Genomic DNA, 22,821 nt, shown 5'->3' with positions numbered 1-22,821 from the left:
CTATTTTTATCTTTGGAGAAACTTGCATGAAACAGTCTTTTTCTTTTCGGCTTGCAAAACGATCCGACAAAAACGACATCGTACGCTTTTTGGATAAAAACTGGGACAGCCGCCATCCTTTGGTCCATTTGGATGACTTTTTTACTTATTATTATGCGGATGGAGAAAACCTCCAGTTTGCACTGTGTGAAGCAGCGGGACAAATTGTCGCTTTGGCCGGATATATTCGTGCCAATCAAAGCCAAACACCTGACATATGGGTATCTATCTGGTGCGCGGATAAAAAGAACCGCGGTGCAGGTATGGAACTCTTAGATGCCCTTCCTCGCCTTTGCAACGCACGTTTATCTGCCTGCAATAACATTCGCCCCCAAGTGATTCCTTTGTATCGCTTTTTAGGGTATGAAGCAGGTCGGCTTCCTCATTATTATCGTTTGGCAGACAAATCATCTTACTCAGTCGCCCGCATTTCGAAAAAAAGAATTCTTCCAGTCGAGCCAGGCCCTTTTCTCCAGCGTGTAGAAAGCGCAGAGCATTTGGCAAAAGTTTATACTCCTCACTCAGAAATTTATCCGTTCAAGGATTTGTGGTACCTGACGCGTAGATATTTCCACTATCCTCGACAAAAATATGATTTATGGCATCTGAACGGAAATTTGCTGGCCACACGCTCTGTGCCGGCAAATGGGACGACTGTTCTGCGCATTGTGGATTACGTGGGACTTCCTGAAAACTTTCCTGATTTCGGTGCAGGCATTGACCATCTTATGACCCAAATTCAGGCGGAGTATGCAGACTGTTATTGCGCTGGTATTTCCCCCGCTCAAATGGAGCGAGCAGGTTTTTGTCAACGTTTGGAAACAGATGAAAACATTCTTCCGAATTACCTTACACCGCCCCTATATGAGAATACCGAATACTACTATTCCACCACACACCCTGAACATTTTCTTCTATTCAAGGCGGATGGTGATCAGGACCGTCCGAATTTAACTGTATGAGGGGAGGATTCACATGCGTTTGACAACACGAACTGTGGATGGATACGAACTGTCCGTTCATTCGAACGATGCGGTTCAAAAGTTGGGACGCTTGGAAGACTTGTGTGAAGAGCTTCCAAAGCAACAGCAACAAATTCATCAGCGCATGGATGAACTGCGTAATCAGGGAAAAGAAAAAAGCTGTCAATTTCGAGAATTGATGGTTCAAAAATTAAATAACAGTATGCTGATTGCCACTTTGCAGGCGCATGGACTGATGGATTGATCCATGGGACAAAACACAAACCTTATTGTGTTTTGTCCCTTTTTTATAAAATTTTTTTAAAAGCGAATACTTCCGGTCTTCTATCTCGTCTTTTGAGTAGCATACAAAATGTGATCCATTTCCGCAAAGGAGAACAGACTTCCATGAAGCATAAAAAAGCGCCAAATTCGGTGGATGTATTTTTTGCTGACTGTCATACTGGTTTAAATCGTCTGCAAGTCGAACAACGACAAAATGCGGGATTAAGCAATACGGCTCCTGCTTCTCTTTCCAAAACCACCGGACGTATCATACGCGACAATGTCGTCACCCCGTTCAATTTTTTATTTTGTTTTCTGGCACTCTGCCTTTTGGCAGTTGGTTCCTATGGCGATATATTGTTTTTAGGTGTTATTTTTCTGAATACCATCATTGGAATCGTCCAAGAACTTCGCGTAAAGCATGAACTTGAAAAAATCTCTCTGCTGCACGTGAGTACTGTCACCGTTGTTCGGGGTGGAAAATACCAAGACCTTCCCACAGAACAACTTGTACGAGACGACATCGTATATCTGCGTGCGGGCAATCAAGTTCCCGCCGATGCGCAAATCTGCGAAGGGACCCCGGAAGTCAACGAATCTCTTTTGACTGGAGAAGCGGTCTCTGTTCAAAAACATTTAGGCGATGAATTAATGTCGGGAAGTTTTCTCGCCGCTGGCACCTGTCTTGCCAGGCTGACCCGCGTAGGTGAAGAAGCTTATGCAGCCCAACTGGTTCGAGAGGCCAAAAAGCCATCTCGCCATCGGTCCGAAATGATGCTTTCTTTGGACAAACTGGTTCGCTTTATTGGAATTCTTTTGATTCCGCTCGGAATCGCTATGTTTTTGAAGCAGTATTTGACGCTTCATACGGGTCTTTCTTATGCTGTCACTTCCACCGTTGCAGCAGTCATTGGCATGGTGCCAGAAGGATTGTATTTGTTGACCAGTGTAGCGCTTGCTTTGGGCGTATTGATTCTCGCTCGCCGTCATGTATTGGTTCACGAACTTTCTTGCATTGAAAATCTTGCTCGAGTAGACGTCATTTGTTTTGACAAAACAGGGACATTAACACAGGGGACTCTTGAAGTGAACGATGTTCTACCCGTTCGCGGCACAAAAGAAGAAGATTTACTCCGTCTTGCCGCCTCTTACTTGCAAGCAAGCAGCGATGAAAATACAACAGCCCAAACACTGCGAGCCTATCTTGCAAAGTGGGATGCTGAAAACTGGCGTCGCGGAAGTGAAATTCCCTTTTCTTCCAGCCGAAAATTTTCTGCTCGTTGTGCACCAGACGGGACCTGGTATGTGTTGGGCGCACCAGAATGCGTTCTCCCGCCCCAAACGCCGGAATTTAGCCAATTGGAAAGCGCCCTTGGCCGCGGTCTTCGTGTATTGGCTTTCGCCAAAACAAACCATGCACCTGTGCATGATCGAGTGGAGGAAGCCTATCCCATCGGATTCTTCTTTCTCTCGGACACTCTTCGTCCTGATGCTCATGAGACTCTTGACTACTTTCACCGACAAGGTGTAGACGTCAAAATTTTATCTGGCGACAATGCCGCCGCAGTAGCGGATATTGCGCGGCGTGCCGGTGTTCGCAATGCAGATCGATGGATCGATGCCTCCTCTCTTTCAACAGAAGACGAACTCCGAAAAGCCGCTTTGGAATACACCGTCTTTGGTCGGATGACACCCGGACAAAAGCGCATTTTAATTCATGCACTGCAACAGTCTGGACGGACAGTTGCCATGACCGGAGATGGCGTAAACGACGTTTTGGCCTTAAAAGATGCGGATTGCAGCATTGCCATGGCAACGGGGAGTGACGCAGCACAACAAGTTTCCCAATTGGTTTTGCTGGACTCAAACTTTTCTGTCATGCCACGAATCGTTGATGAAGGACGCCGTGTTATAAACAATATCCAACGATCGGCGGCTCTGTTTCTGATTAAAAACATTTTCTCTTTCACCATCTCTTTGGTGCTTTTATTCGTGGCAATGCCTTACCCATTTGTTCCGCTACAAATCTCCGTCTTCAGTTTTTTCATCATCGGAGCCCCAGGATTTCTTCTCACCTTTGAGCCCTGTTACGAAAAAGCAAAAAGTCATTTTCTTCGCACCGTTCTCATGCGAGCGCTGCCGGGCGGATTGACCTGCGCAGCATGTATCTTAGCCGGAATGGCTGCCGGCGCTCAACTGGGCTTGAGCACCAATCAACTTTCCTCCCTGTGTACTTTAGTCATTGCCTATACGGGTCTTCTCTCCCTCGGAACTGTCTGTCGCCCCTTCACTCCTTTGCGCATCATCATTCTTTGTTTAATGTGCATCGGATATTCTTTGACGATTATTCTTTTTGGTCCTTTGATTGGACTAGTTTCCCTACCGCAACAAACCTTTGGCGTTCTGGCCGGGCTATTTGTACTCTCCTCCTTTTTGTTCTGGCTTTTATGCCGTCTTTGTACCTTTTTCACAACACGGCGACGCAGATGTCCCGCATAAAAGTTTAAAAGCGCCGGTGCCTAAAAAGCACCGGCGCTTTTTTAATTTTCACTTTCTATATCGGTCACACTGTGCATTTGGTAGAGATTAAATTGTTCTTCGCGAAGCATCTCCCGTTCCACATTCAGTCCGTAATGCTCTTTCAAATACACTTCCTTGGCACTGACATTGTAATAATCGATCAAATAAACCGTGTCATTATCAATCATATCCAAATAAGGATTCTCCACACCATATTGTGCCAATGCTTCGACCCGATGAGGTGCATGACTAAGCCAACCGCCCATAACCACAATATTCGAAAAGAAGTTCTTTTCTCTTGGATGAAGAACATCGTATCCGGCCAGTGCATCCAACGCATCGACATCTACCAAATACAAATGCTCTTTGTCTTGGGAATATTCTGTATACTCCGCACGAGGTTGTCTGCCAGAACGATATCCTTCCATAAAATCATGCCGCTCTTTCAAATACGGAGAACACACAATAAGAATTCCAACCGCAAAAAAGCACAATACTTTTATAGGTATTTTACGTTCTCTGCCCTGCCAGTCACAACACAAAAGAGCAAATATGGCCGCCGCCACTACAAGAACAAATTCCACCCGGTGAGGATACCGGCCGCGCAGCGCCAAATAGTACACCATACAAACGTAAAGTACACCTGTTGCAATAAATGCCCAAGAGCCTTTTTTCCGCCCATAAAATAGCCACAACAGAACCACACCACTTAACAAAAGATGAAAAGGTGCATTGTCCTGCAAAATGGTCAAACAATAATGCACCGCATCCTTTGCAGCACTCAAAAGGCCATTTTTCGGAAGTTTTTGCGCTAACTCTTCCAGAGCCTGTGTATTAAACACATTGTCGTCCCAGAAGCTCCAGCTATGCAATGTATCGTAGTCATTGGCACTATAGCCAAAAGAGCTCATTTCCTCGGCAGTCACATATTGTAATCGAAAATCAGAAATTTCAGTTCGTGCGGCATTGTACTCAGTATAGGCTTTCCAACCATCGTCCATGCGATAGGCTAAAATGTCTACACCTTTTACCGCTCCCACGAGAAAGAACATAAGCACCATTGCTGCCACAGCTTTTTTCTTTGAGGATAAATCCAATGAAAAAAAACGAAGCAAAAGCAGCGCCGCTGCCATTCCGCCCACTGCCGGAAAGTTTTGAAAACGCACCATGGAGCCAAGCAAGACCCAGAAGGTACCCCAAAAAGTCCCTCTATCCCACCGACCGAGATGCTGTGCCATTAAGGCCAAGCCTACAATCAAATACAGACCACTATTTTTTACATATTGGAAACTATAAAATAGATCGACTCCTACCAATAAAAGCAAAAGTCCACTCAGAACACTTCCTCGTCTATATCCACATCGGTCCAATAGCATCTGACACAAAACTGCCAACGCAGCAACGTCCGCACCTGTCTGGATAAAGTAAAGCCAATTGATTGAGGGAGCAATCCAATAAAGCGGCTTGAGGATATACCCAATGAGAATATTGATATAAATCAAATACTGGCTTTCTTCCCCATATGCTCCGGCTGCAATATTGCACAAGGTAGCATCGTCATTTACCTCATAGCGCACACCTAAAAACAGCCACACCAGCGCATACACCGCCAGCACCAGAATCCATGGGAAAAGCAACTTCAGCCACTGTACCTTTTTTTCGGTATTCTCCACAAAATCGCTTCCTTTACGTATCCTCAGAATCAAAATGCCTTCTCGCATTTACAAACACAATCGCAATCAAAAACACACATTGTACACAGAGCGCACCAATGGTAGCAAACGTCGTTCCTTGCAATCCCCATGTTTCGATACAGAAACTGCTGATTGCCGCCGCTGCCAAAATACCACATACATTGGCGAAAATTAAACCTCGCATACACCGCATTACCGTCAAAACCATACTGTAAAACAACATCATCGCCGTTAAAACAGCCGAAAGCACCATCGGTGGCAAAAGATAATCATACTTTTCAAGGCCCGCGCCTACAAATACAGCCAAACCCCACCGACCTAAAAAGCGGCACACAAGAAGCCCCGCGGGCAAAAGCAAAAGTACAATCCCCTGCACCGCCAAGATTGCCTTATAAAACCCTTTTCGATTTCTCTGGGCATAATTTTGTGCAAACAGCGTAATAAATGGTGTAAATAAATAGGTGGCTCCTACCTGTAAAAGAAGCACCGGCTGTGTTACTGGGCTATAAATGCCCAATGCTGCCTCTCCCATGAGCTTTTCCAGCATCAACTTAGGAATCGAGGCCGTTGTATTGGCAAGAACATTGTAAATAGCCAATGGAAGGCATTCCCACAACAATGCCAGAACTGCACTCTCCGTCACTGGCGTCCGAACATAAAATGGACGTGCCTTGGGAAGTGTGTAAAAAAAGAACAAGAACACATTGACTGCCACCATGAACAACAAGGTAAGCACCATATTGTGTGTAATCCAAAGAACCGCAATGAACACAATGAGAGAAGCAATTCCGCGAACGGTATATGTCTTTCCCACAATGTCTAAACGATCGCTTTTTTGATCAATGGCATTGTACACATCCGTAATGGATTCGACCATGCGGTACATCTGGTAGATCAAAATACAGGCACACTGTAATTTACTATACGGATTTTCACCTAATGTTGCGCCCAAAAGCGTGTATCCCATACATAAAACCGTCGCCAAAATACACGTGCTCAATCGACTGGCAATGTATGTGCTCTGAGAGTACTTATTCTCAAAATCCGACACCTGATAGCTATACATTCCGTAAGAAGCCACCGACACAAAAATATTGGTTACTGCCAGTGCTACATTGTAGTTTCCCGAATTTACTTCTCCGGCCAAACGAACTACTAAAATGCCACATAAAAACTGGCATCCCATATATATGATATTTCCAAAAGTGTTCCACAAAAAATTACGACGCATTGTATTTGCATCCGGCAAAACAATCGCCTCCTTTTTGCAACCATTCGTAAAATTTAGTATAACACAAACCAACCCCGGCTGTCATCCACCTTATAAAGCGGCCAAAGCCGGGGCCCAAACGAGCCTCGGCTTCTATTCCATCAATTCTTGAGTTAATCGCAAAATTTCCGGAGTAATCTTTTTACGCTGCTTTTCGGCGGCGATACGACTGACAGGGTAAGCCAAAATCACCCCTACTATTCCTAGGAGCCCAACAACCAACCCCAACACAAACAGTGTATCCGCCCACACCATTGTACAACTCATTCCAATTCCTAAAAATAGGGTTCCAACAAATCCAGTACTCAACCCCATTAAACTTCCCCGTCGGGCTACACTCCGGTCCAATTCACGCACACGGCTCATTGGGTCCTCCTTTGACGGAAGATATTTTTCCCGAATTTTTTGCAGTTCTATCTGCCGTTTCGCAGAATAGCAATATTGAAAAGTCTCATTGGATTTCATGGTTTCTTCCCTCTCCTTTTTTTGCGGATATGGTCGGTTCAACTCTTTCCATCCGCGCCACACCATTGCTGCACCTATCACCAATACACCAATACATACCGCCGTTCCTGTTACAAAATTCATTTTCCTTTGAAAATTCTCTGATCCGCCAAACACTTCAAACATCAATGTTTGAAGCGACAGCATTGCCACCAATGCAACAACAAAAGAAACGGATTTCGTGGCGGATAGAATAGGATTTTTCAAACAGCGAAATCGAATCAGATTGACCGCCGCTACAATAAAAGCATAAAAAGCATAAAGTGCCGCTACATATACCAATTCTTTTGAATAACATACTCCCTGCTCTCTGCTTACAATCTGGACAACCATCCCCGCCAACGGCACAGTAAGCACGCACAAGAGTCCTCCACATAGACAATAACGCAGCAGAGCTCTTCGGCGTTCCCAAGACTTATGGATGCTTGTGAGTAAAAAACAACGCACAGCAATCAAAACGGCGTAGTACCCGGCACACGCCTTTATCCAAAAACTTTCGTATACAAATCCCGTAGCAAAATAACCGATCATATAGACAAAATGAATCACAAGTGCACATTTCATTGAAACGGTGGTGCGAAAAATGGCACTCTCATGCCATCGTCTACAAAAAGCCTTTTTTGAAATCCAATTAACCAATGTTCTCATTTCTCGTATTATCCAAATACAAAAGGCTACCAATACGTAGACCGAAAGTGCATATATTACCGATGCTGCGGGATGATCTTGCAAATCTGCACAAAAAGTCATTGTCAACAAAAGCGCATCCAGTACAACCATCCCTATTATCCGTATTGGATTTTGAACTAAAAAACAATTTCTTATCAACCTTTTCATGAAACATTCTCTTTAGGCAAACGAATACAAAACGTGCTTCCCTCACCATAAATACTTTTCACTTCAATTTCCCCTTCTAAGATGTCCATAATACGTTTGACAAGTGCTAGTCCTAAGCCATTTCCCTGCGTCGAATGAGAGGGATCTCCTTGATAAAACCGATCAAAAATATGTTTTCCTACTTCCTCAGTCATTCCGCAACCTGTATCACTAACTTGCACCTGAACATATGCCTCTTCCTCCTTCAGGTGCACAGCAATCTTTCCCCCTTCGGGCGTAAATTTAATTGCATTTGAAAACAAATTGCTCCATACTAGGTACAAGAGTTCCTCGTCGGCATTGATATACACATCCGCTAGGTCTGCATCAATAACAAGCTTCTTTTTCTCCCACAGATTCTCAAATTCCAACATACATGCACACAGTTGTTCATTTACCAAATATCGCCGCTTATGCAAAAAAATCTGTTGATTTTCCAGCTTATTCAACTTAAGAACGTTTTCCACCAGTTCGCTTAGCCTCCGGACTGTTTGTTCAATTGTCTGTGCATATTCCAAACGTTCTCTTTCAGAGATTTTCGGTGCTTGCAGCATCTGTGCATAATTATCAATCACTGCCAGCGGAGTTTTCAACTCATGAGAAACATTGGCGATGAAATCTGTACGCAACGTCTCCACTCCGGATAGTTCCTGCGCCATACGATTCAAATTGTCAATGATGGAGTCCAATTCATCCATCTGTTCCAAGCCATGCGTTCTTTCCAGGCGCACAGAAAAATCTCCTGCTGTAAATCGCTGAGTCGCCTTTAAAATCCGTTTTACCGGCCTTGCCACAGTCAACCGTCTCCAAAAAACGTTCAGTGCCGTCAATAGAAAGCTCAGAAAAAACACATTCAAAAATGTAAGAGCCGCTCTGTATCGAAATTCAGGCGTAACCTGCTCTATCGGCGGCGAAAAAAGAAGAATACAGCACGTTACCACAAATGCCGTTCCACCAAAGAACAGCAAATAGTTGCGTACAAAAGACCAAATCCGTACAACCGTTTCCTGCCGTTTCATTTCAACACCGCCTTATAGCCCAACCCCCGAACCGTGACGATTTCAAAATCCTTACATTGTGAAAGCTTATCCCGCAATTTGGTCATGTAAACATCAACCGTTCTGGAACTCGAGTTTGTATCCGCATCCCAGAATTCATCCATCAATTGCGTACGGGTAAACGCTTTTTTGGGATAAGATAGCAGCTTGTAAAGCAAATCAAATTCTCTCGCGGTCAATGCAATTTCTTCGCCATTTAGATAGGCCGCCCTCTCCTCAGCGTCCATTATAAAATGTCCCACTGTCAACTTTTTGCTTGCCGCAATCCCCGCCCGACGCAGCAGAGCCCCGATTCTCAATCCCAGTTCATCCAACTCTATAGGCTTAACCATATAATCGTCAATACCTGCTTGATATCCACGCTGTTTAGACGCAAAGTCATCTCTAGCAGTCATAAATAAAATCGGAATTTGCTCATCTAGCTGACGCACCGTCCGTGCGAACGAGTAGCCATCAATCTCCGGCATCATAACATCCGATACGATCAAATCAAAAACATCCCGATAAAGAGCGTCATAAGCGTCCCGTGCGTTTCTGCACCCAACTGCCCAATACCCTCTCTGTGATAAATAGGCGCATACCGTTCTATTCAAATCCGGATCATCCTCTACCACCAATATTTTAAACACGAATACTCCCCCCTGATTTTTTCCAATTATATCATGCAAATGTTAAAGTTTTGTTTGCAAAAGGCCCGCGTTTATTCTACGCGGGCCTTTTTTATTTATCCGATTCATCCTGATTTTCTGTTTTTTCCAAAAAAGATTCTACGAAGGCGTCTTCCACCTTTTGGTAAGCGCTTACCACACCGTTTTCGATGTGCTTATAAAGTCCTACCGTACTGTCCTCAACCTTTTGATAAGTGTTTTTGACTTTTTTACCCATATTGCCAGGTACTTTCAACCGATACTTTTCCATTTTTATTCTCCTTTCATTCTGCGCGCAATCCTCTGCAAATCGGTACAAGACTAATCAGCATCAATATACCCGCAATCCCGATCCCGATTCCCAGGGGCAATCTGTCCCAAAGCATTGTAAAGCACATGCCAACTCCGAGGATGAGCGCACCTGCCATCCCCCACAAGATTTGCCCGATCGTTCGCAGGCACACGCGGAGCAATGGCTTTCCACTCATTTTTCGACGGACACCGACCATTGCCAGTAAAATCAGGATTCCGATTGCCCCCACCACAATTCCCTGTGAAAACATTTCCCATTCTGAAACAAGGCACATACACATTCCCAATCCTAAAAGAATCACACCTGCTGTCGTCAACAAAAGAGAAACAAAATTTTTCTTTTTCATAGCATTTCCTCCCGTTTGAATATCTCGGTATCTGCTATGTAATTTACACCCGCTTTGTTTTTGTTGGAATAAGATTTTGTTTGTGTTTTGTTAAAAATAAAAAAAGACGTGACTTTTGCATTTTGCAAAAGTCACGTCTTAAAAAATTATTTTGCCACATTCAGTCGAACCAACGCACGAGAGAGCCGTGCTTTCGCAAGCTGAAGTTCATGCGCATCCTTGGCATTTTGAATGCGCCTTTCGGCATCCTCTTTTGCGCGTTTTGCACGCTCGACGTCGATTTCTTCTGCCCATTCGAACGTCGTGGCTACTACACGAACATGGTCCGCAGTCACCGCCAACATTCCTCCATTGGCCGCCGCACGTCTAGTTTGACCATCTACGACCACATGAGCCTCACCTGTGCCCAGAGCCGTGACATAAGGAACATGCTTTGCCAAAATAGCTACATCTCCGTCAATGGTCCTCACACTGATGCGTTCGGCCTCGCCGTCAAAGAACTCGCCGTCCGGCGTGACGATCTGTAAATGAAAGGTAGACATTTTCTCTCTTCCTTTCCCGCTTTACAGCGTCTTTGCCTTTTCCACGGCCTCGTCGATCGTTCCCACAAACAGGAAGGCAGACTCCGGCAGATCGTCGTGTTTTCCTTCGATGATCTCCTTGAAGCCGCGAATGGTCTCTTTCAAAGGCACATACTTTCCTTCCATACCTGTGAATTGTTCTGCGACACTGAAGGGCTGTGACAAGAAACGCTGAATCTTGCGCGCACGAGATACGGTGAGCTTATCTTCTTCCGACAATTCATCCATACCCATAATGGCAATGATATCCTGCAATTCCTTGTAGCGCTGCAAAATGCGCTGCACCTCACGCGCAACTTCATAGTGCTCTTTGCCTACAACATCCGGCGACAAAATGCGAGAAGTAGACTCCAACGGATCTACCGCAGGGTAAATACCCAAAGAAGAAATGCTACGGCTCAAAACCGTTGTCGCATCCAAGTGCGCAAAAGTCGTAGCGGGGGCCGGGTCCGTCAAGTCGTCCGCCGGAACATAAACAGCCTGTACCGACGTGATGGAACCTTTTTTAGTAGAAGTAATGCGCTCCTGCAAGGCACCCATTTCTGTTGCCAGAGTAGGCTGATAACCTACCGCCGACGGCATACGTCCCAACAAAGCCGATACCTCGGAGCCTGCCTGGGTAAAACGGAAGATGTTGTCGATGAACAACAACACGTCCTGATTTTCACGATCGCGGAAATATTCCGCCATGGTCAAGCCCGACAGAGCCACACGCATACGTGCTCCTGGCGGCTCGTTCATCTGTCCGTAGACCAAAGCCGTTTTGGACAGAACGCCAGACTCCGTCATCTCGTTGTACAAATCGTTTCCCTCACGGGTACGTTCTCCGACGCCGGTAAACACGGAAAGGCCGCCATGCTGTTTGGCCACGTTGTTGATCAACTCCATAATCAACACTGTCTTACCTACGCCTGCACCGCCGAACAAACCAATTTTACCGCCTTTTGCGTAGGGAGCAATCAAGTCAACAACTTTAATACCTGTTTCCAGAATCTCGGTTGTAGACTCCTGCTCATCGTAGGCAGGCGCTTTGCGGTGAATCGGCCACAGTTCTGCTCCGTCAGGAGCAGGTTTGTTGTCAATCGGCTGTCCGAGAAGATTGAAAATACGGCCCAGCGTGCACTCACCAACCGGCACCTGAATGGGAGAGCCGGTATCTACTGCCTGGGCTCCACGCACCATTCCATCGGTGCTGGCCATAGCGATGCAGCGAACAACGTTGTCGCCCACATGCTGTGCCACCTCCACCGTGACGGTCTCATCGCCGTTTTGCACCGTGATTGCGTTGAGCAAATCGGGCAAATGGCCGTCCGGGAACTTAATATCCAGCACAGGGCCCATAATCTGGGTCACTGCACCGATGTTCTTTTGCTCCATAATGCAACTCCTTTGCAAAAGAAGAAGCCAGGTGATACGCTCCTTCCTCTTTCTTAGTTTCTGTTTGGCCTTTATGCTTCCGCACCGGCCACAATCTCCGTAATCTCCTGCGTGATGGCGGCTTGACGCGCCCGGTTGTAATGCAAAGACAAGTCCTCAATCATTTCGCTTGCATTCTTGCTGGCCGCATCCATTGCCGTACGCCGCGCGCCCTGCTCGCTTGCCACACTTTCTGCCATAGCCCCGTAAATCAGACCGGCCACATATTCCGGTACAATGGCATTGTACACCGCCTCACTGGACGGTTCGTACAAAGTCAAAGTCTGTGGACGCGTCTGTTGTTGCGCCTGCTGTCGGTCATAATTCAGCGGCAACGTTTTGAGAACGGCTGGCTGCTGGCTGAGCATGGAGACAAAATTGGTATATACAATTTCAAGCTCATCAAATTCGCCCTTGCAAAAAGCCTGGCACAGCAATCGGGCCATCGCAGCACAATCGCCCATTCCCACATCTTCTGCCAAAGAATACTCCGATGTGAGAATCGGAAGCTGATGACGTGTGCAATATTCCACTGCCTTTTTGCCAATAGGCAAAAACAAACTGTCTGCACCGGCACGATGTTCTTCCATCGCCTTGAACAGATTGCTGTTGTATCCGCCCGCAAGTCCACGGTCGCCGGCAATCATTACGTAACACCGCTTATTGACATCGCGCTTTTGAACATAGGGAGAGGAAAAATCCGTATTCCCGTACGCAATGTCCGTAAGCGTTTGATGCAGCGTCGTAAAATAAGGGCGCGTCTGCTCCGCATGCAGTTTTGCCCGCCGCAGTTTGGAAGAGGCCACAAGCTCCATCGCCTTGGTGATCTGCATGGTGCTCTCTACGCTTTTCATGCGCAGCTTGATGTCTTTCATCGATGAAGCAGCCATCGGCTTGTGCCTCCTTTACTGATGAGATTGTACAAAGCGCTGTGTGAAATCCTCCAACGCTTTCTTCAACGCCTGTTCCGTGGACTCGTCTAATTTTCCTGTCTCACGAATGGGCGCCAAAACATCCGCATCGTGCAGTGCAGACATATCTTCATACATTTCTTTCTCGTAATCCTTAATCTTATCCACAGGTACATCCATCAACAAATCATGAACCACTGCATACAGAATGCACACTTGCAGTTCTACAGGAATTGGAGAATTTCGATTCTGCTTAAGCACCTCTACGATGCGTTCACCCTGTGCCAACCGACGTTTTGTATCGCTGTCCAGATCAGATCCAAACTGCGCGAAAGACTGCAGTTCACGGTACTGAGAATAAAGCAGTTTCAAAGTACCGGAAACCTTCTTCATCGCTTTGATCTGTGCGTTACCACCTACACGGGAAACGGAAATACCCGGGTTCACGGCCGGCATAACACCAGAGTGGAACAATTCCGATTCGAGGAAGATCTGACCGTCTGTGATAGAAATCACGTTGGTCGGAATATAAGCGGACACGTCCCCTGCCTGCGTCTCAATAATAGGCAGTGCCGTAATGGAACCACCACCGTATTCGGGTGCCATACGCGCTGCGCGTTCCAGCAGACGGCTGTGGAGATAGAAAACATCGCCAGGATAGGCCTCACGTCCGGGCGGACGCCGAATCAACAAGCTCAGCGCACGGTAAGCCACGGCATGCTTGGACAAATCGTCGTACACAATTAATACGTCCTTGCCCTGGTCCATGAAATACTCGGCCATTGCACATCCGGAATACGGAGCAATGTACTGCAGCGGGCTCAACTCCGAAGCCGTTGCAGACACAACCGTTGTATACTCCATGGCACCGGCCGCATTCAATGTTTCTACCAACTGTGCAACCGTTGAACGTTTCTGGCCAATGGCCACATAGATGCACAGTACGCCCTTGCCTTTCTGATTGATAATCGTATCCGTCGCCAATACCGTCTTACCTGTCTGACGGTCGCCGATGATCAATTCACGCTGTCCGCGTCCAATGGGGATCATACTGTCAATAGCCTTGATACCGGTCTGGAGCGGAACACTAACACCTTTTCGCTCAATAATTCCCGGGGCCTTGTGTTCAATGGGACGAAATTCTTTTGTTTCGATGGGGCCATTTCCATCGATGGGCTGACCCAGAGCATTGACGACACGGCCGATCATGGCTTCACCCACGGGCACGCTCACAACGCGACCGGTTCTCTTGACCGTATCTCCCTCTTTGATGCCTTCGTCCGAACCCAAAATTACGATTGCGACACTGTTTTCCTCAAGGTTGAGGGCCATGCCGTATTCGCCATTTGCAAATTCCACCAGCTCGTTGGCCATACACTTTTCCAGCCCATAGGCACGTGCAATACCGTCACCTACCATGATAACAGTTCCGGTTTCCGCGCTCTGGATCTGTGCATCATAATTTTTGATCTGGCTTTTGATAATCTTGCTGATATCTTCTGGTTTTAACTGCATCCTCTCACCAACTTTCTAAGAGCAAATGGCGCAACGCTTCAAAACGTCCCGCCACAGAGCCATCCAGCTCTTTGCCTTCATACTCTACTTTGACGCCGCCCACAAGAGATTTGTCCACTTTATTCTCAAGCAGGATATTCTTTCCCGTTGTCTTCGCCAATTTCTGTCGAAGCGCTTCGGCTTGTTGCTCGGTTAACGGAACTGCACTGAATGCAACCACCGGCAAAATACCTCGCGCCTCATACAAACGTGAACAAAATTCTGCAACACATCCATCTAAACTAGAAAGTGCTCGGCGCTCGCACAGAATTTTCAAAAAACTAACCACATATTGCTGTACATTGCCGCTCAATGCCTGATCCAAAAGGGCCAGCCGTTCTTCTTTGCGAATTGCCGGCTGTTCCAACAATTTTTTATACTGCGGATTCTCTGCCAACAAGCGCTGCACTAGGCGCAGTCCTTCCAGCACCTGATCCTCGCATTTTTCCTCCACAGCCAGATCATACAAAGCGCCGCCGTACTCTTTTTCCGCCGCGGTCATGACGGATCACCCACACGGTCAATAAAACGATCAATCAATTCTTGATGTTCTTTGGAATCGATTTCACGCTCTACAACCTTACCCGCCAGATCCAGCGCCAAAGCAGAAATATCGTTTTTGAGCTCTCCCGCAGCCTTTCTGCGTTCCATTTCGATATCCTTTTCTGCCTTTGCCTTCAGTGCAGCCGCCTCTTCACGTGCCTGATTCACAAGCTGTTCAGCCTGTGCTCCCGCACGAACATTGGCCGCTTTTACAATCTCGCCAGCTTCCTGTTTTGCACTGGCAAGTCTTTGCTCATACTCATCTTTTAGTGCCTGCGCATCCTTATTGGCCTGCTCTGCCGCACCATAGTTATCATCCACCTGCTGCATGCGCTTGTGCATGATCTCCTTGATTGGCTTGAACAAAAACTTTTTAAACAAAAACGCTTGAAGGAACAGATTGCAGATCTGAGCGACGAAGGTCCATGGTACAACTCCTACCAAGGACTGATATTCCATATCTGAATTCCCTCCTTTTCCTTGAATCGCAAAATCCGTACCGAAAGGTCACTTCAAACCCTTCTAGTTTTGCAATCGATTTCAGATTTATTGAATCAATTACAGCATTCCCAAGAAAAGGCCGGGAGCCACGAACAACAGCAACAAGCCAGTAACGAAGCCATAAATACCCGTTGTCTCTGCAATAGCGCAACCAAGCAGCATCGTGCTGGTAACGTCGCCTTTTGCCTCCGGTTGACGTGCAATGGCCTCACAGGATTTACCAACTGCATAACCTTCACCGATACCAGGACCAATACCTGCAATCAAAGCCAAACCCGCGCCGATGGCGCATCCCATCAATACCAAAGCTCTTTCCATTTTTTGTTTCCTCCTAAATTAATTTTCCAAAATAAAAACTTTTTTGTCATTCCCGCACAGCATCCGATCAACCATCCTCTGCCGCCGTGGCAATGTACATCATGGTTAACATAGAGAAGATAAACGCCTGCATAAAGCTGGAAAACCAGTCAAAGTACAAGCTCAATACAGCCGGTATACCGACTGTCAAGAATGGAATCTCCCCTAAGATATCCCCCACAAAACCGGGGATAAGACCAAACAGTGCACGGTTGGCCACTGTTAACGCGGCATACACAAGCGTGCTGATAACCGTTCCGGAAACAATATTTCCGAAATGACGGAAAGCCATTGAAATAGGCGTCGCCAGCTCACTGATAACGTTGAACGGAGTCAACACAAAAATCGGTTGGGTAAAGCCTTTGAGGTATCCGCCCAAGCCACCCGTCTTGATCTTGGTAGCCGTAATCATAATAAATACCACTACGGCCCATGACAATTCTGTGGAAAGGTCTGCCGTAGGCGCAAACACGCCTAATAAGCCCGACAAGCTGGAGCAAATAGAAAGCGCAAACAGTGCCGCCACAAACGGGATGAAATTGCTCCATTTCTTTCCCATGTTATTAAGCACAAAATTTTCCGCCGTGGTCACCAAGAACTCCGCAACTGCCTGTTTTTTGGAAATCCCAGTCACCTTCAAATCTCTTGTCATCCAAATGCACAAACCGGTCAGCAACAGCATGATCACCCATGTCACCACTAATGTGGCCGAAATGGGAATCCCGCCAAAAACGTCCAGCGTAAAATAGACCGGTGCGCCATTGATTGAAACATCCATGCTACTCTCTCACCTCGCTTTTCCCAAAGAACATTTTCAACCGCTGAGCGCGGACGTTACCAAAATTATTTTTCCTCTTCTCCAAATCTTCCCGGTTCGTAAAGATGCAAAAAGCGCATCGCACAAATGGTCAAAGACGGGAATAAATAAGGCACAATCACTGCGATCCAATGGAAATACGGGCAAAGAATTCCGACTGCCATAATCGCAACCATTAAAAACATTCTCAAAATATAAGACAGCAGCATGCGATTTTTCCCTTGCACCCCGCGTCCCAATGCGCGTTTGACTGAAAGTGACATCAAATAGAAGTTCAGCACAGCACCCGCGCCGCCTAGAAGGGCTCCTGTCACCACTGTGTAGTCAAACTTTTGTAAAAGCGCAAAAACTGCCACCATAACAGCGGCCCCAATCAGCTCTCCCAAAGCGATTTGCGCTGTGGTCTTTATAATGGTCGATGAAGTTTTACTCATCCACTTCCACCTCAAATTATCCATCAAAGTTTTCTTTGGGAATCATCATTCTGTTCTTGCGATTGATTGATCTGCCTTTTAAAGAACCCGGCAAACTGCGCAAACGAAGAAGCCCCTGCGCCTATTCCTAATATGATAGCTACAATATATACCCAGGCTCCCCAACCACACTTGTTTACCAGCCAATATGCTCCCAGCAAAAGAAGAATCAACGGTGCGGACACAGAAAAGCCTACTTGCGTGAGCCATGACAAATGTCTCATCACTTTAAGCCAACCTGTTTTTCGCAAAATACACACCGCCTATATTGTACAAATTTCTTTAATATTATAGCGAAAAAACAGCATAAATACAATGAAATTTACGGCTTTTTTATTGTGAAGTTTTCCTATTTTCCTGGTAAAACCACAACAATATGTCAAAAAATACGTTTCAAAATCCACAGAGTGGAATTTAGAAACTTTCATGCAGAAACACCAAATTCTCCTATTATTTAACGTGATTTTTTTAACAAAGATTTTTTTGAAAGGAACTTGTCTAAAAGGGCCGATTAATGGTATGCTTAATAATAGTTGTTTTTTACCGGTGTGGTTTAGATTTTATTAAAAAGTTGTTTTTATAAGATTGGGAAGAGGGGCGTCATCTTATGCAAACAGGGTTTGACAATAGCCTGTACATTCAAAAGCAAAAAGAGCACATTTTAGAGCGAATCAACCATTTTGACGGAAAATTATACCTTGAATTTGGCGGAAAGCTGTTCGATGACTATCATGCAGCGCGTGTGCTCCCCGGCTATGATGCCAACGGAAAAATTCGACTCTTGTACGAGCTGCGTGAGCAGGCTGAAATCATTTTTGCTGTAAGCGCTGGCGATATTGAAAAGACCAAAGTTCGGGCGGACCTGGGTATTAGCTATGACATGGAAGTTCTGCGCTTGATTGACGATATCACCGCTATGGGCATCAGTGTAAACAGCGTGGTAATTACCCAGTACACGGGCCAAAGTGCAGCAGATGCATTTAGCATGAAGCTCACAATGCGCGGCGTAAAAAACTATATTCACCGTCCCATTAAGGGATATCCCACTGAGATCGACTATATTTGCAGCGACGAGGGATACGGTTCCAACCCTTATATTGAAACCACTAAGCCGTTGGTTGTTGTAACTGCTCCTGGCCCGGGATCCGGCAAACTGGCAACCTGTCTTTCTCAGGTATACCATGAGATTCGTATGGGACGTCGTGCAGGCTATGCAAAATTTGAAACGTTCCCGGTATGGAATTTGCCTTTGAAGCATCCTGTCAACTTGGCTTATGAGGCTGCAACCGCTGATTTGGCCGATGTGAACATGATTGACCCCTTCCACTTGGAAGCCTATGGAAAAACTACGGTCAATTACAACCGTGACGTAGAGGCCTTCCCCATTGTACGCAATATTTTATCCCGTATTTCTGGCGACAATGTATATCAATCGCCTACCGACATGGGTGTAAACATGGTGGGATACGCCATCGTTGATGACCAGGTGGTACGTGAGGCATCGGGCCAAGAAATTATTCGGCGTTTCTTTAAAGCATTGTGTGACCACAAGCAAGGCAAGGGCACGCAAGAGGCCGTCGATAAAATCAAACGAATCATGCAGGAGATGAACATCAATCCTCATGACCGAGCTGTAGTGGATGCGGCTCTTGAAAAAAGCAAAGCGTCCGGCGTAGCCGCTACGGCAATCCAACTTCCCAATGGACAAGTAGTAACAGGAAAAGCCTCCAATTTGATGAGCGCCTCCTCTTCTTGTGTTTTGAACGCCATCAAGGTATTGGCTGGCATTGACGACTCGCTGATGCTGATCAGCCCCATTGTATTGGAACCGATTCTGAAACTGAAAATCAATATTCTGGGCAGCCGTTCCAGTGTCCTGAAAGTGGACGATGTTCTCGCCGCGCTGGCCATTACTGCCGCAACCAACACCATGACAGCCCGTGCGATGGAGGAGCTTCCCACACTGCGTGACTGTGAAATGCACTCCACTACTATGCTGCACACCGGCGATGAAGGAACGCTCCGTAAAATGGGTCTTCGCTTGACCTGTGAACCCATTTATCCCAGCAAAGATCTCTTCTTTTAATGAAAAAGCAGCCTCTTATGAGGCTGCTTTTTTGTTTACCTGCGCTTTTTCGATGTTGTCACCATAGAAATCCTCTTTTTGCAAAATCCACAACCCAAAACACAAAAGGGAGAGACGCATGCGTCTCTCCCTTTTTAAAGAGTTTAATTCTTTTCTGCTCTTGCCATCGCCAGCTTGAAATCGCGCTGATCTGTGAAAATCTCATTCTTATACGGATTCTTTTTCTGTTCTACCGAACGCTTGATGATAATGGCCAGAACAATCACATTGGCCGCCAGCGCAAGGATAGCAATCACACCCTGCATGGTCGGATCCGCCGAAGTAGGACGAGTAGTTGCATCCATCACACCGTCTGTGTAAAGCACCGGCAATGTGGAGAAAACACTGGCATCCTGGAACAACGGGAACACCTGCGCAAACATGCACCACAGCGCCAAGGTGTTGGCACGGTTTTGAATCCATCCGCCCTTGTTCCAAAGTGCATTGGCAAAGGTAGGTGCCAGCAGCAAAGCCAAACCACAATACCAGGCATGGGTGGGCAAGTTGTTGTAAGTATATTCAAAGTTCCACAAATCATAAGCCACAATGAATAGGAAGGTCATATCCGGCCACAGCATATCCTGTTGCTTTTTGGAAGTATAAATTCCCCACCAGCCGGTCATGCAGAGAATGTTCAGAATACCGGCAATGCCGTTGACCCAGTTCCACCAACCGCCGTACAACCATACGTTTTCGCTGGACAGCCACCAACGATCTCCAGTCTGAGCCAGAGCCATGGCGCCGCGGATACCCGACTCAAAATCGCTGCCCACAGCAATCAGAATATTGATGGCTACGATGGCAAATGGGAAGACTTTGAACCAATCGTTTTTGGCAATTCCCCATTTGTACTTCAGCATCATAAAGCCAATGCAGCCGGCTGTTGCCGCGTACAGTTTGGCATAATGAAACCAGCTATTCATATGCACGTAAGTAGGATTGTTTAAAGCCCACTCAGCACCCATAGCCGCACCGATGTAGATGGATGCAAAATAGATGGTAAGCCCCGCCGGTAAAATTAGGAAAAAGAAGATTCCTCCCTTTTTCGTTCTGCGAGAAAGCTCATTGACTACAATCAGACCTACAAATACCATCAGCCATCCCAAAAGTTGATAGCCCGCGTTTTCGCCGTAAATTTGAAACAACATGATAAAACTCCTCTCTCAACTTTCCCCGCTTGCGGGTGTGTCGTTCTCTGCCCGTTCCTCGTTCTCTTGCAGTATCTCGATTTCCTGAATCATCATCTCATTTCCTTGTACAAGATGGGTTTCTCCACTGCCACAGGCAGGACACTGTTTGCCGTAGTGCACCGTGGGATATACCTTCCCGCACGCTTCACATACCGTTCGCGCCGGAATGGTATGCACCTTTAGTTTTGCACCGTTCAACATTTCGCTGCGCCCCACAGCCCATTTCCAGCAATCCTGTAAGTATTCCTCTACTACGCCGGACACCTCGCCCAGTTCCAGAGCCACAGCAGAGATACGCCTTACCTGATTGGCTTGGCCCACCCCTTCCACGCTGCGAATAATATGAAATACGATTCCCAATTCATGCATAAGTTCACGGTTCTTTCTTGCCAAAGCGGATTTTAATCTCCCGCTTGAGCATATACGGCAGAATTGCCTTGAATTTATCTTCCGAGCGCACCATTTTGCTGCATTCAGGCAACTCGCGGTGCAAATGAATGGCGTCGAATTCACACTTAGTGGTACAGATGCCACAGCCAATACATTTGTTTGGATCCACCACAGATGCACCACAGCCAAGGCACCGGGCCGTTTCCGTGCGCACTTGCTCTTCGGTCAAAGTCTTATGTGCGTCCCGGAAAGAGTGCGCTGCATCCACGTCTGCCTCCATACCAGCCTCTTGTCGGGAAGAAGTATCATAGCTCTCCAACACTACATTTTTCTTATCCAGCTCTTTAAAATCACGACGGTTGCGGCCGATTGTCAGGCTGGTATTGGGCTGTACAAACCGGTGGATGGAAACGGCTCCCTCCTTGCCCGCCGCAATAGCGTCGATTGCAAACTTCGGACCGGTGTACACATCACCGCCTACGAACACATCCGGCTCAGCGGTCTGATAGGTCAGTGCGTCTGCGCACGCGCGACCACCGCCTGCCAACTCCACACGGGAATCCTTGAGCAAATCACCCCACTGGATACTCTGACCAATGCTCAAAAATACGTTTTCACAAGGAACGGTGACAGTCTCCTCCTCGTTGTAAACGGGAGCAAACCTACCTTCCGCATCCAATACAGATACGCAGCGTTTGAATACCACGCCTACAACTTTTCCCTCACTGGTCAAAATCTCTTTGGGGCCCCAACCGCAGTTCAGCGCAACTCCCTCTTCCAGCGCTTCGGCTACCTCTTCAGCGGAAGCAGGCATTGCATTTCTCTGTTCCAGACAGTACATCTCTACCTGTTGCGCACCGCATCGCAGACTGGAGCGCGCTACGTCAATGGCTACGTTTCCACCGCCAATCACTACGGCTCTTCCCTGTACCTTTAATGTTTCATCCGCACAGACATTTCGCAAGAAATCCACCGCGGTCATCACACCTTCAGCTTCCTCACCGGGAATGCCTGCCCGCCGACCGCCTTGACAGCCGATGGCCACATAGAAAGCTTTGTACCCTTGTTTACGCAGATCTTGCAGCGTTACATCCCGGCCGACCTCCACACCGCAACGAATCTCCACGCCCATTTGACGCAGAACGTCCACTTCGGCCTCCACAACATCCTTCTCCAATTTATAGGAAGGGATGCCATACACAAGCATACCGCCAGGCTTTTCATTTTTCTCAAATACCGTAGGTCGATAGCCTTTTTCCGCCAGATAATAGGCACAGGACAGACCGGCCGGACCCGCACCGATGATTGCGATTTTTTCTTCAAATCCGCCTCGGTTTGAAGGCGGAACAATGGGCGGGACATAACGAGTCTCTGCGTTCAAATCCTGCTGAGCAATAAATTTTTTGACCGCATCGATGGCCACTGCCTGATCCACAGTACCACGGGTAC

At 46.8% G+C, this 22,821-nt stretch carries 24 protein-coding genes; 4 read left to right on the top strand and 20 right to left on the bottom strand.

Annotated elements, in window-relative coordinates:
- The first annotated feature begins 26 nt into the window (after positions 1 to 26).
- The 3 genes from AB5H98_RS03580 (at position 27) to AB5H98_RS03570 (ending at position 3,785) form a co-directional block, all read left to right on the top strand.
- Positions 27 to 1,001 carry a hypothetical protein gene (locus AB5H98_RS03580; RefSeq protein WP_367924548.1) on the top strand — a complete coding sequence of 325 codons (975 nt, stop codon included), beginning with the start codon at positions 27 to 29 and terminating at the stop codon, positions 999 to 1,001.
- Between the two features lie 13 nt (positions 1,002 to 1,014).
- A complete protein-coding gene (locus tag AB5H98_RS03575; RefSeq protein ID WP_367924547.1) occupies positions 1,015 to 1,266 on the top strand; it encodes a hypothetical protein in 252 nt (83 codons plus the stop codon).
- Between the two features lie 143 nt (positions 1,267 to 1,409).
- Positions 1,410 to 3,785, top strand: a complete 2,376-nt coding sequence (locus AB5H98_RS03570; RefSeq protein WP_367924546.1) for an HAD-IC family P-type ATPase — start codon at positions 1,410 to 1,412, stop codon at positions 3,783 to 3,785.
- A 41-nt stretch (positions 3,786 to 3,826) separates the two neighbouring features.
- Here AB5H98_RS03570 and AB5H98_RS03565 read toward each other — a convergent pair whose 3' ends face one another.
- The 17 genes from AB5H98_RS03565 to AB5H98_RS03485 all read right to left on the bottom strand — a co-directional run bounded on the left by AB5H98_RS03565 (position 3,827) and on the right by AB5H98_RS03485 (position 17,918).
- Positions 3,827 to 5,479 carry a hypothetical protein gene (locus tag AB5H98_RS03565; RefSeq protein WP_367924545.1) on the bottom strand — a complete coding sequence of 551 codons (1,653 nt, stop codon included), beginning with the start codon at positions 5,477 to 5,479 and terminating at the stop codon, positions 3,827 to 3,829.
- Between the two features lie 13 nt (positions 5,480 to 5,492).
- Positions 5,493 to 6,749, bottom strand: coding sequence for a lipopolysaccharide biosynthesis protein (locus tag AB5H98_RS03560; protein ID WP_367924544.1), 1,257 nt, complete (start codon positions 6,747 to 6,749; stop codon positions 5,493 to 5,495).
- 114 nt (positions 6,750 to 6,863) lie between these two features.
- Entirely contained in the window at positions 6,864 to 7,823 is a 960-nt protein-coding gene (locus tag AB5H98_RS03555) for a hypothetical protein (RefSeq protein ID WP_367924543.1), read from the bottom strand.
- Between the two features lie 284 nt (positions 7,824 to 8,107).
- Positions 8,108 to 9,169 carry an ATP-binding protein gene (locus AB5H98_RS03550; RefSeq protein ID WP_367924542.1) on the bottom strand — a complete coding sequence of 354 codons (1,062 nt, stop codon included), beginning with the start codon at positions 9,167 to 9,169 and terminating at the stop codon, positions 8,108 to 8,110.
- Positions 9,166 to 9,837 carry a response regulator transcription factor gene (locus tag AB5H98_RS03545; protein WP_367924541.1) on the bottom strand — a complete coding sequence of 224 codons (672 nt, stop codon included), beginning with the start codon at positions 9,835 to 9,837 and terminating at the stop codon, positions 9,166 to 9,168. Before AB5H98_RS03545 ends, AB5H98_RS03550 begins: the two co-directional genes overlap by 4 nt.
- 91 nt (positions 9,838 to 9,928) lie before the next feature.
- Positions 9,929 to 10,126, bottom strand: a complete 198-nt coding sequence (locus AB5H98_RS03540; protein WP_367924540.1) for a hypothetical protein — start codon at positions 10,124 to 10,126, stop codon at positions 9,929 to 9,931.
- 13 nt (positions 10,127 to 10,139) lie between these two features.
- On the bottom strand, positions 10,140 to 10,514 hold the full coding sequence (locus AB5H98_RS03535) for a hypothetical protein (RefSeq protein ID WP_367924539.1): 375 nt from the start codon (positions 10,512 to 10,514) through the stop codon (positions 10,140 to 10,142).
- A 146-nt stretch (positions 10,515 to 10,660) separates the two neighbouring features.
- Positions 10,661 to 11,056 (bottom strand): ATP synthase F1 subunit epsilon, encoded by a 396-nt coding sequence (atpC, locus tag AB5H98_RS03530; RefSeq protein WP_367924538.1) that lies wholly within the window; start codon positions 11,054 to 11,056, stop codon positions 10,661 to 10,663.
- 21 nt (positions 11,057 to 11,077) lie between these two features.
- Entirely contained in the window at positions 11,078 to 12,472 is a 1,395-nt protein-coding gene (atpD, locus tag AB5H98_RS03525) for a F0F1 ATP synthase subunit beta (protein WP_367924537.1), read from the bottom strand.
- Positions 12,473 to 12,543: 71 nt separating this feature from the next.
- Positions 12,544 to 13,401: an ATP synthase F1 subunit gamma gene (gene atpG, locus AB5H98_RS03520; protein WP_367924536.1), complete on the bottom strand. Its 858-nt coding sequence runs from the start codon at positions 13,399 to 13,401 to the stop codon at positions 12,544 to 12,546.
- Between the two features lie 15 nt (positions 13,402 to 13,416).
- The gene (gene atpA, locus AB5H98_RS03515) at positions 13,417 to 14,937 is read right to left on the bottom strand and encodes a F0F1 ATP synthase subunit alpha (protein WP_367924535.1); all 1,521 of its coding nucleotides are present in this window, start codon (positions 14,935 to 14,937) and stop codon (positions 13,417 to 13,419) included.
- Between the two features lie 4 nt (positions 14,938 to 14,941).
- Positions 14,942 to 15,478, bottom strand: coding sequence for an ATP synthase F1 subunit delta (atpH, locus tag AB5H98_RS03510; RefSeq protein WP_367924534.1), 537 nt, complete (start codon positions 15,476 to 15,478; stop codon positions 14,942 to 14,944).
- Positions 15,475 to 15,978, bottom strand: coding sequence for a F0F1 ATP synthase subunit B (gene atpF, locus AB5H98_RS03505; RefSeq protein WP_367924533.1), 504 nt, complete (start codon positions 15,976 to 15,978; stop codon positions 15,475 to 15,477). The genes atpH and atpF overlap by 4 nt, the downstream gene beginning before the upstream one ends.
- Positions 15,979 to 16,077: 99 nt before the next feature.
- Complete coding sequence (atpE, locus tag AB5H98_RS03500; RefSeq protein ID WP_367924532.1) at positions 16,078 to 16,338, bottom strand: ATP synthase F0 subunit C; 261 nt, start codon at positions 16,336 to 16,338, stop codon at positions 16,078 to 16,080.
- Between the two features lie 67 nt (positions 16,339 to 16,405).
- A complete protein-coding gene (locus AB5H98_RS03495; protein WP_367924531.1) occupies positions 16,406 to 17,155 on the bottom strand; it encodes a F0F1 ATP synthase subunit A in 750 nt (249 codons plus the stop codon).
- 65 nt (positions 17,156 to 17,220) lie between these two features.
- Positions 17,221 to 17,628, bottom strand: a complete 408-nt coding sequence (locus AB5H98_RS03490; protein WP_367924530.1) for an ATP synthase subunit I — start codon at positions 17,626 to 17,628, stop codon at positions 17,221 to 17,223.
- Positions 17,629 to 17,651: 23 nt separating this feature from the next.
- Positions 17,652 to 17,918, bottom strand: coding sequence for an AtpZ/AtpI family protein (locus AB5H98_RS03485; protein WP_367924529.1), 267 nt, complete (start codon positions 17,916 to 17,918; stop codon positions 17,652 to 17,654).
- Positions 17,919 to 18,274: 356 nt separating this feature from the next.
- Here AB5H98_RS03485 and AB5H98_RS03480 point away from each other — a divergent pair, with 356 nt between their 5' ends.
- Positions 18,275 to 19,753: a DUF1846 domain-containing protein gene (locus tag AB5H98_RS03480; protein ID WP_367924528.1), complete on the top strand. Its 1,479-nt coding sequence runs from the start codon at positions 18,275 to 18,277 to the stop codon at positions 19,751 to 19,753.
- A 143-nt stretch (positions 19,754 to 19,896) separates the two neighbouring features.
- Here the strand turns inward: AB5H98_RS03480 and AB5H98_RS03475 are convergent, their stop codons facing one another.
- From AB5H98_RS03475 to AB5H98_RS03465, 3 genes are all read right to left on the bottom strand, one after another.
- Positions 19,897 to 20,940, bottom strand: a complete 1,044-nt coding sequence (locus tag AB5H98_RS03475; protein ID WP_367924527.1) for a DUF5692 family protein — start codon at positions 20,938 to 20,940, stop codon at positions 19,897 to 19,899.
- Between the two features lie 15 nt (positions 20,941 to 20,955).
- Positions 20,956 to 21,375 carry a hydrogenase maturation nickel metallochaperone HypA gene (locus tag AB5H98_RS03470; RefSeq protein ID WP_367924526.1) on the bottom strand — a complete coding sequence of 140 codons (420 nt, stop codon included), beginning with the start codon at positions 21,373 to 21,375 and terminating at the stop codon, positions 20,956 to 20,958.
- The coding region (locus AB5H98_RS03465) for an FAD-dependent oxidoreductase (protein ID WP_367924525.1) at positions 21,356 to 22,821 on the bottom strand (1,466 nt) is incomplete at its 5' end. The genes AB5H98_RS03465 and AB5H98_RS03470, both read right to left, overlap by 20 nt.

Source organism: uncultured Ruthenibacterium sp., from assembly GCF_963558415.1.
Classification (GTDB): domain Bacteria; phylum Bacillota; class Clostridia; order Oscillospirales; family Ruminococcaceae; genus Ruthenibacterium.
Note: the sequence above shows the minus strand (reverse complement) of the source record. Positions and strands in the feature narration are given on the sequence as shown.

Coding starts and splice junctions, on each gene's coding strand:
- AB5H98_RS03575 (WP_367924547.1), top strand. CDS start 1,015: ATGCGTTTGACAACACGAACTGTGGATGGATACGAACTGTCCGTTCAT.
- atpF (WP_367924533.1), bottom strand. CDS start 15,978: ATGGAATATCAGTCCTTGGTAGGAGTTGTACCATGGACCTTCGTCGCT.
- AB5H98_RS03570 (WP_367924546.1), top strand. CDS start 1,410: ATGAAGCATAAAAAAGCGCCAAATTCGGTGGATGTATTTTTTGCTGAC.
- atpC (WP_367924538.1), bottom strand. CDS start 11,056: ATGTCTACCTTTCATTTACAGATCGTCACGCCGGACGGCGAGTTCTTT.
- atpH (WP_367924534.1), bottom strand. CDS start 15,478: ATGACCGCGGCGGAAAAAGAGTACGGCGGCGCTTTGTATGATCTGGCT.
- atpD (WP_367924537.1), bottom strand. CDS start 12,472: ATGGAGCAAAAGAACATCGGTGCAGTGACCCAGATTATGGGCCCTGTG.
- AB5H98_RS03580 (WP_367924548.1), top strand. CDS start 27: ATGAAACAGTCTTTTTCTTTTCGGCTTGCAAAACGATCCGACAAAAAC.
- AB5H98_RS03490 (WP_367924530.1), bottom strand. CDS start 17,628: ATGAGTAAAACTTCATCGACCATTATAAAGACCACAGCGCAAATCGCT.
- AB5H98_RS03475 (WP_367924527.1), bottom strand. CDS start 20,940: ATGTTGTTTCAAATTTACGGCGAAAACGCGGGCTATCAACTTTTGGGA.
- atpA (WP_367924535.1), bottom strand. CDS start 14,937: ATGCAGTTAAAACCAGAAGATATCAGCAAGATTATCAAAAGCCAGATC.
- atpG (WP_367924536.1), bottom strand. CDS start 13,401: ATGGCTGCTTCATCGATGAAAGACATCAAGCTGCGCATGAAAAGCGTA.
- atpE (WP_367924532.1), bottom strand. CDS start 16,338: ATGGAAAGAGCTTTGGTATTGATGGGATGCGCCATCGGCGCGGGTTTG.
- AB5H98_RS03550 (WP_367924542.1), bottom strand. CDS start 9,169: ATGAAACGGCAGGAAACGGTTGTACGGATTTGGTCTTTTGTACGCAAC.
- AB5H98_RS03535 (WP_367924539.1), bottom strand. CDS start 10,514: ATGAAAAAGAAAAATTTTGTTTCTCTTTTGTTGACGACAGCAGGTGTG.
- AB5H98_RS03480 (WP_367924528.1), top strand. CDS start 18,275: ATGCAAACAGGGTTTGACAATAGCCTGTACATTCAAAAGCAAAAAGAG.
- AB5H98_RS03495 (WP_367924531.1), bottom strand. CDS start 17,155: ATGGATGTTTCAATCAATGGCGCACCGGTCTATTTTACGCTGGACGTT.
- AB5H98_RS03540 (WP_367924540.1), bottom strand. CDS start 10,126: ATGGAAAAGTATCGGTTGAAAGTACCTGGCAATATGGGTAAAAAAGTC.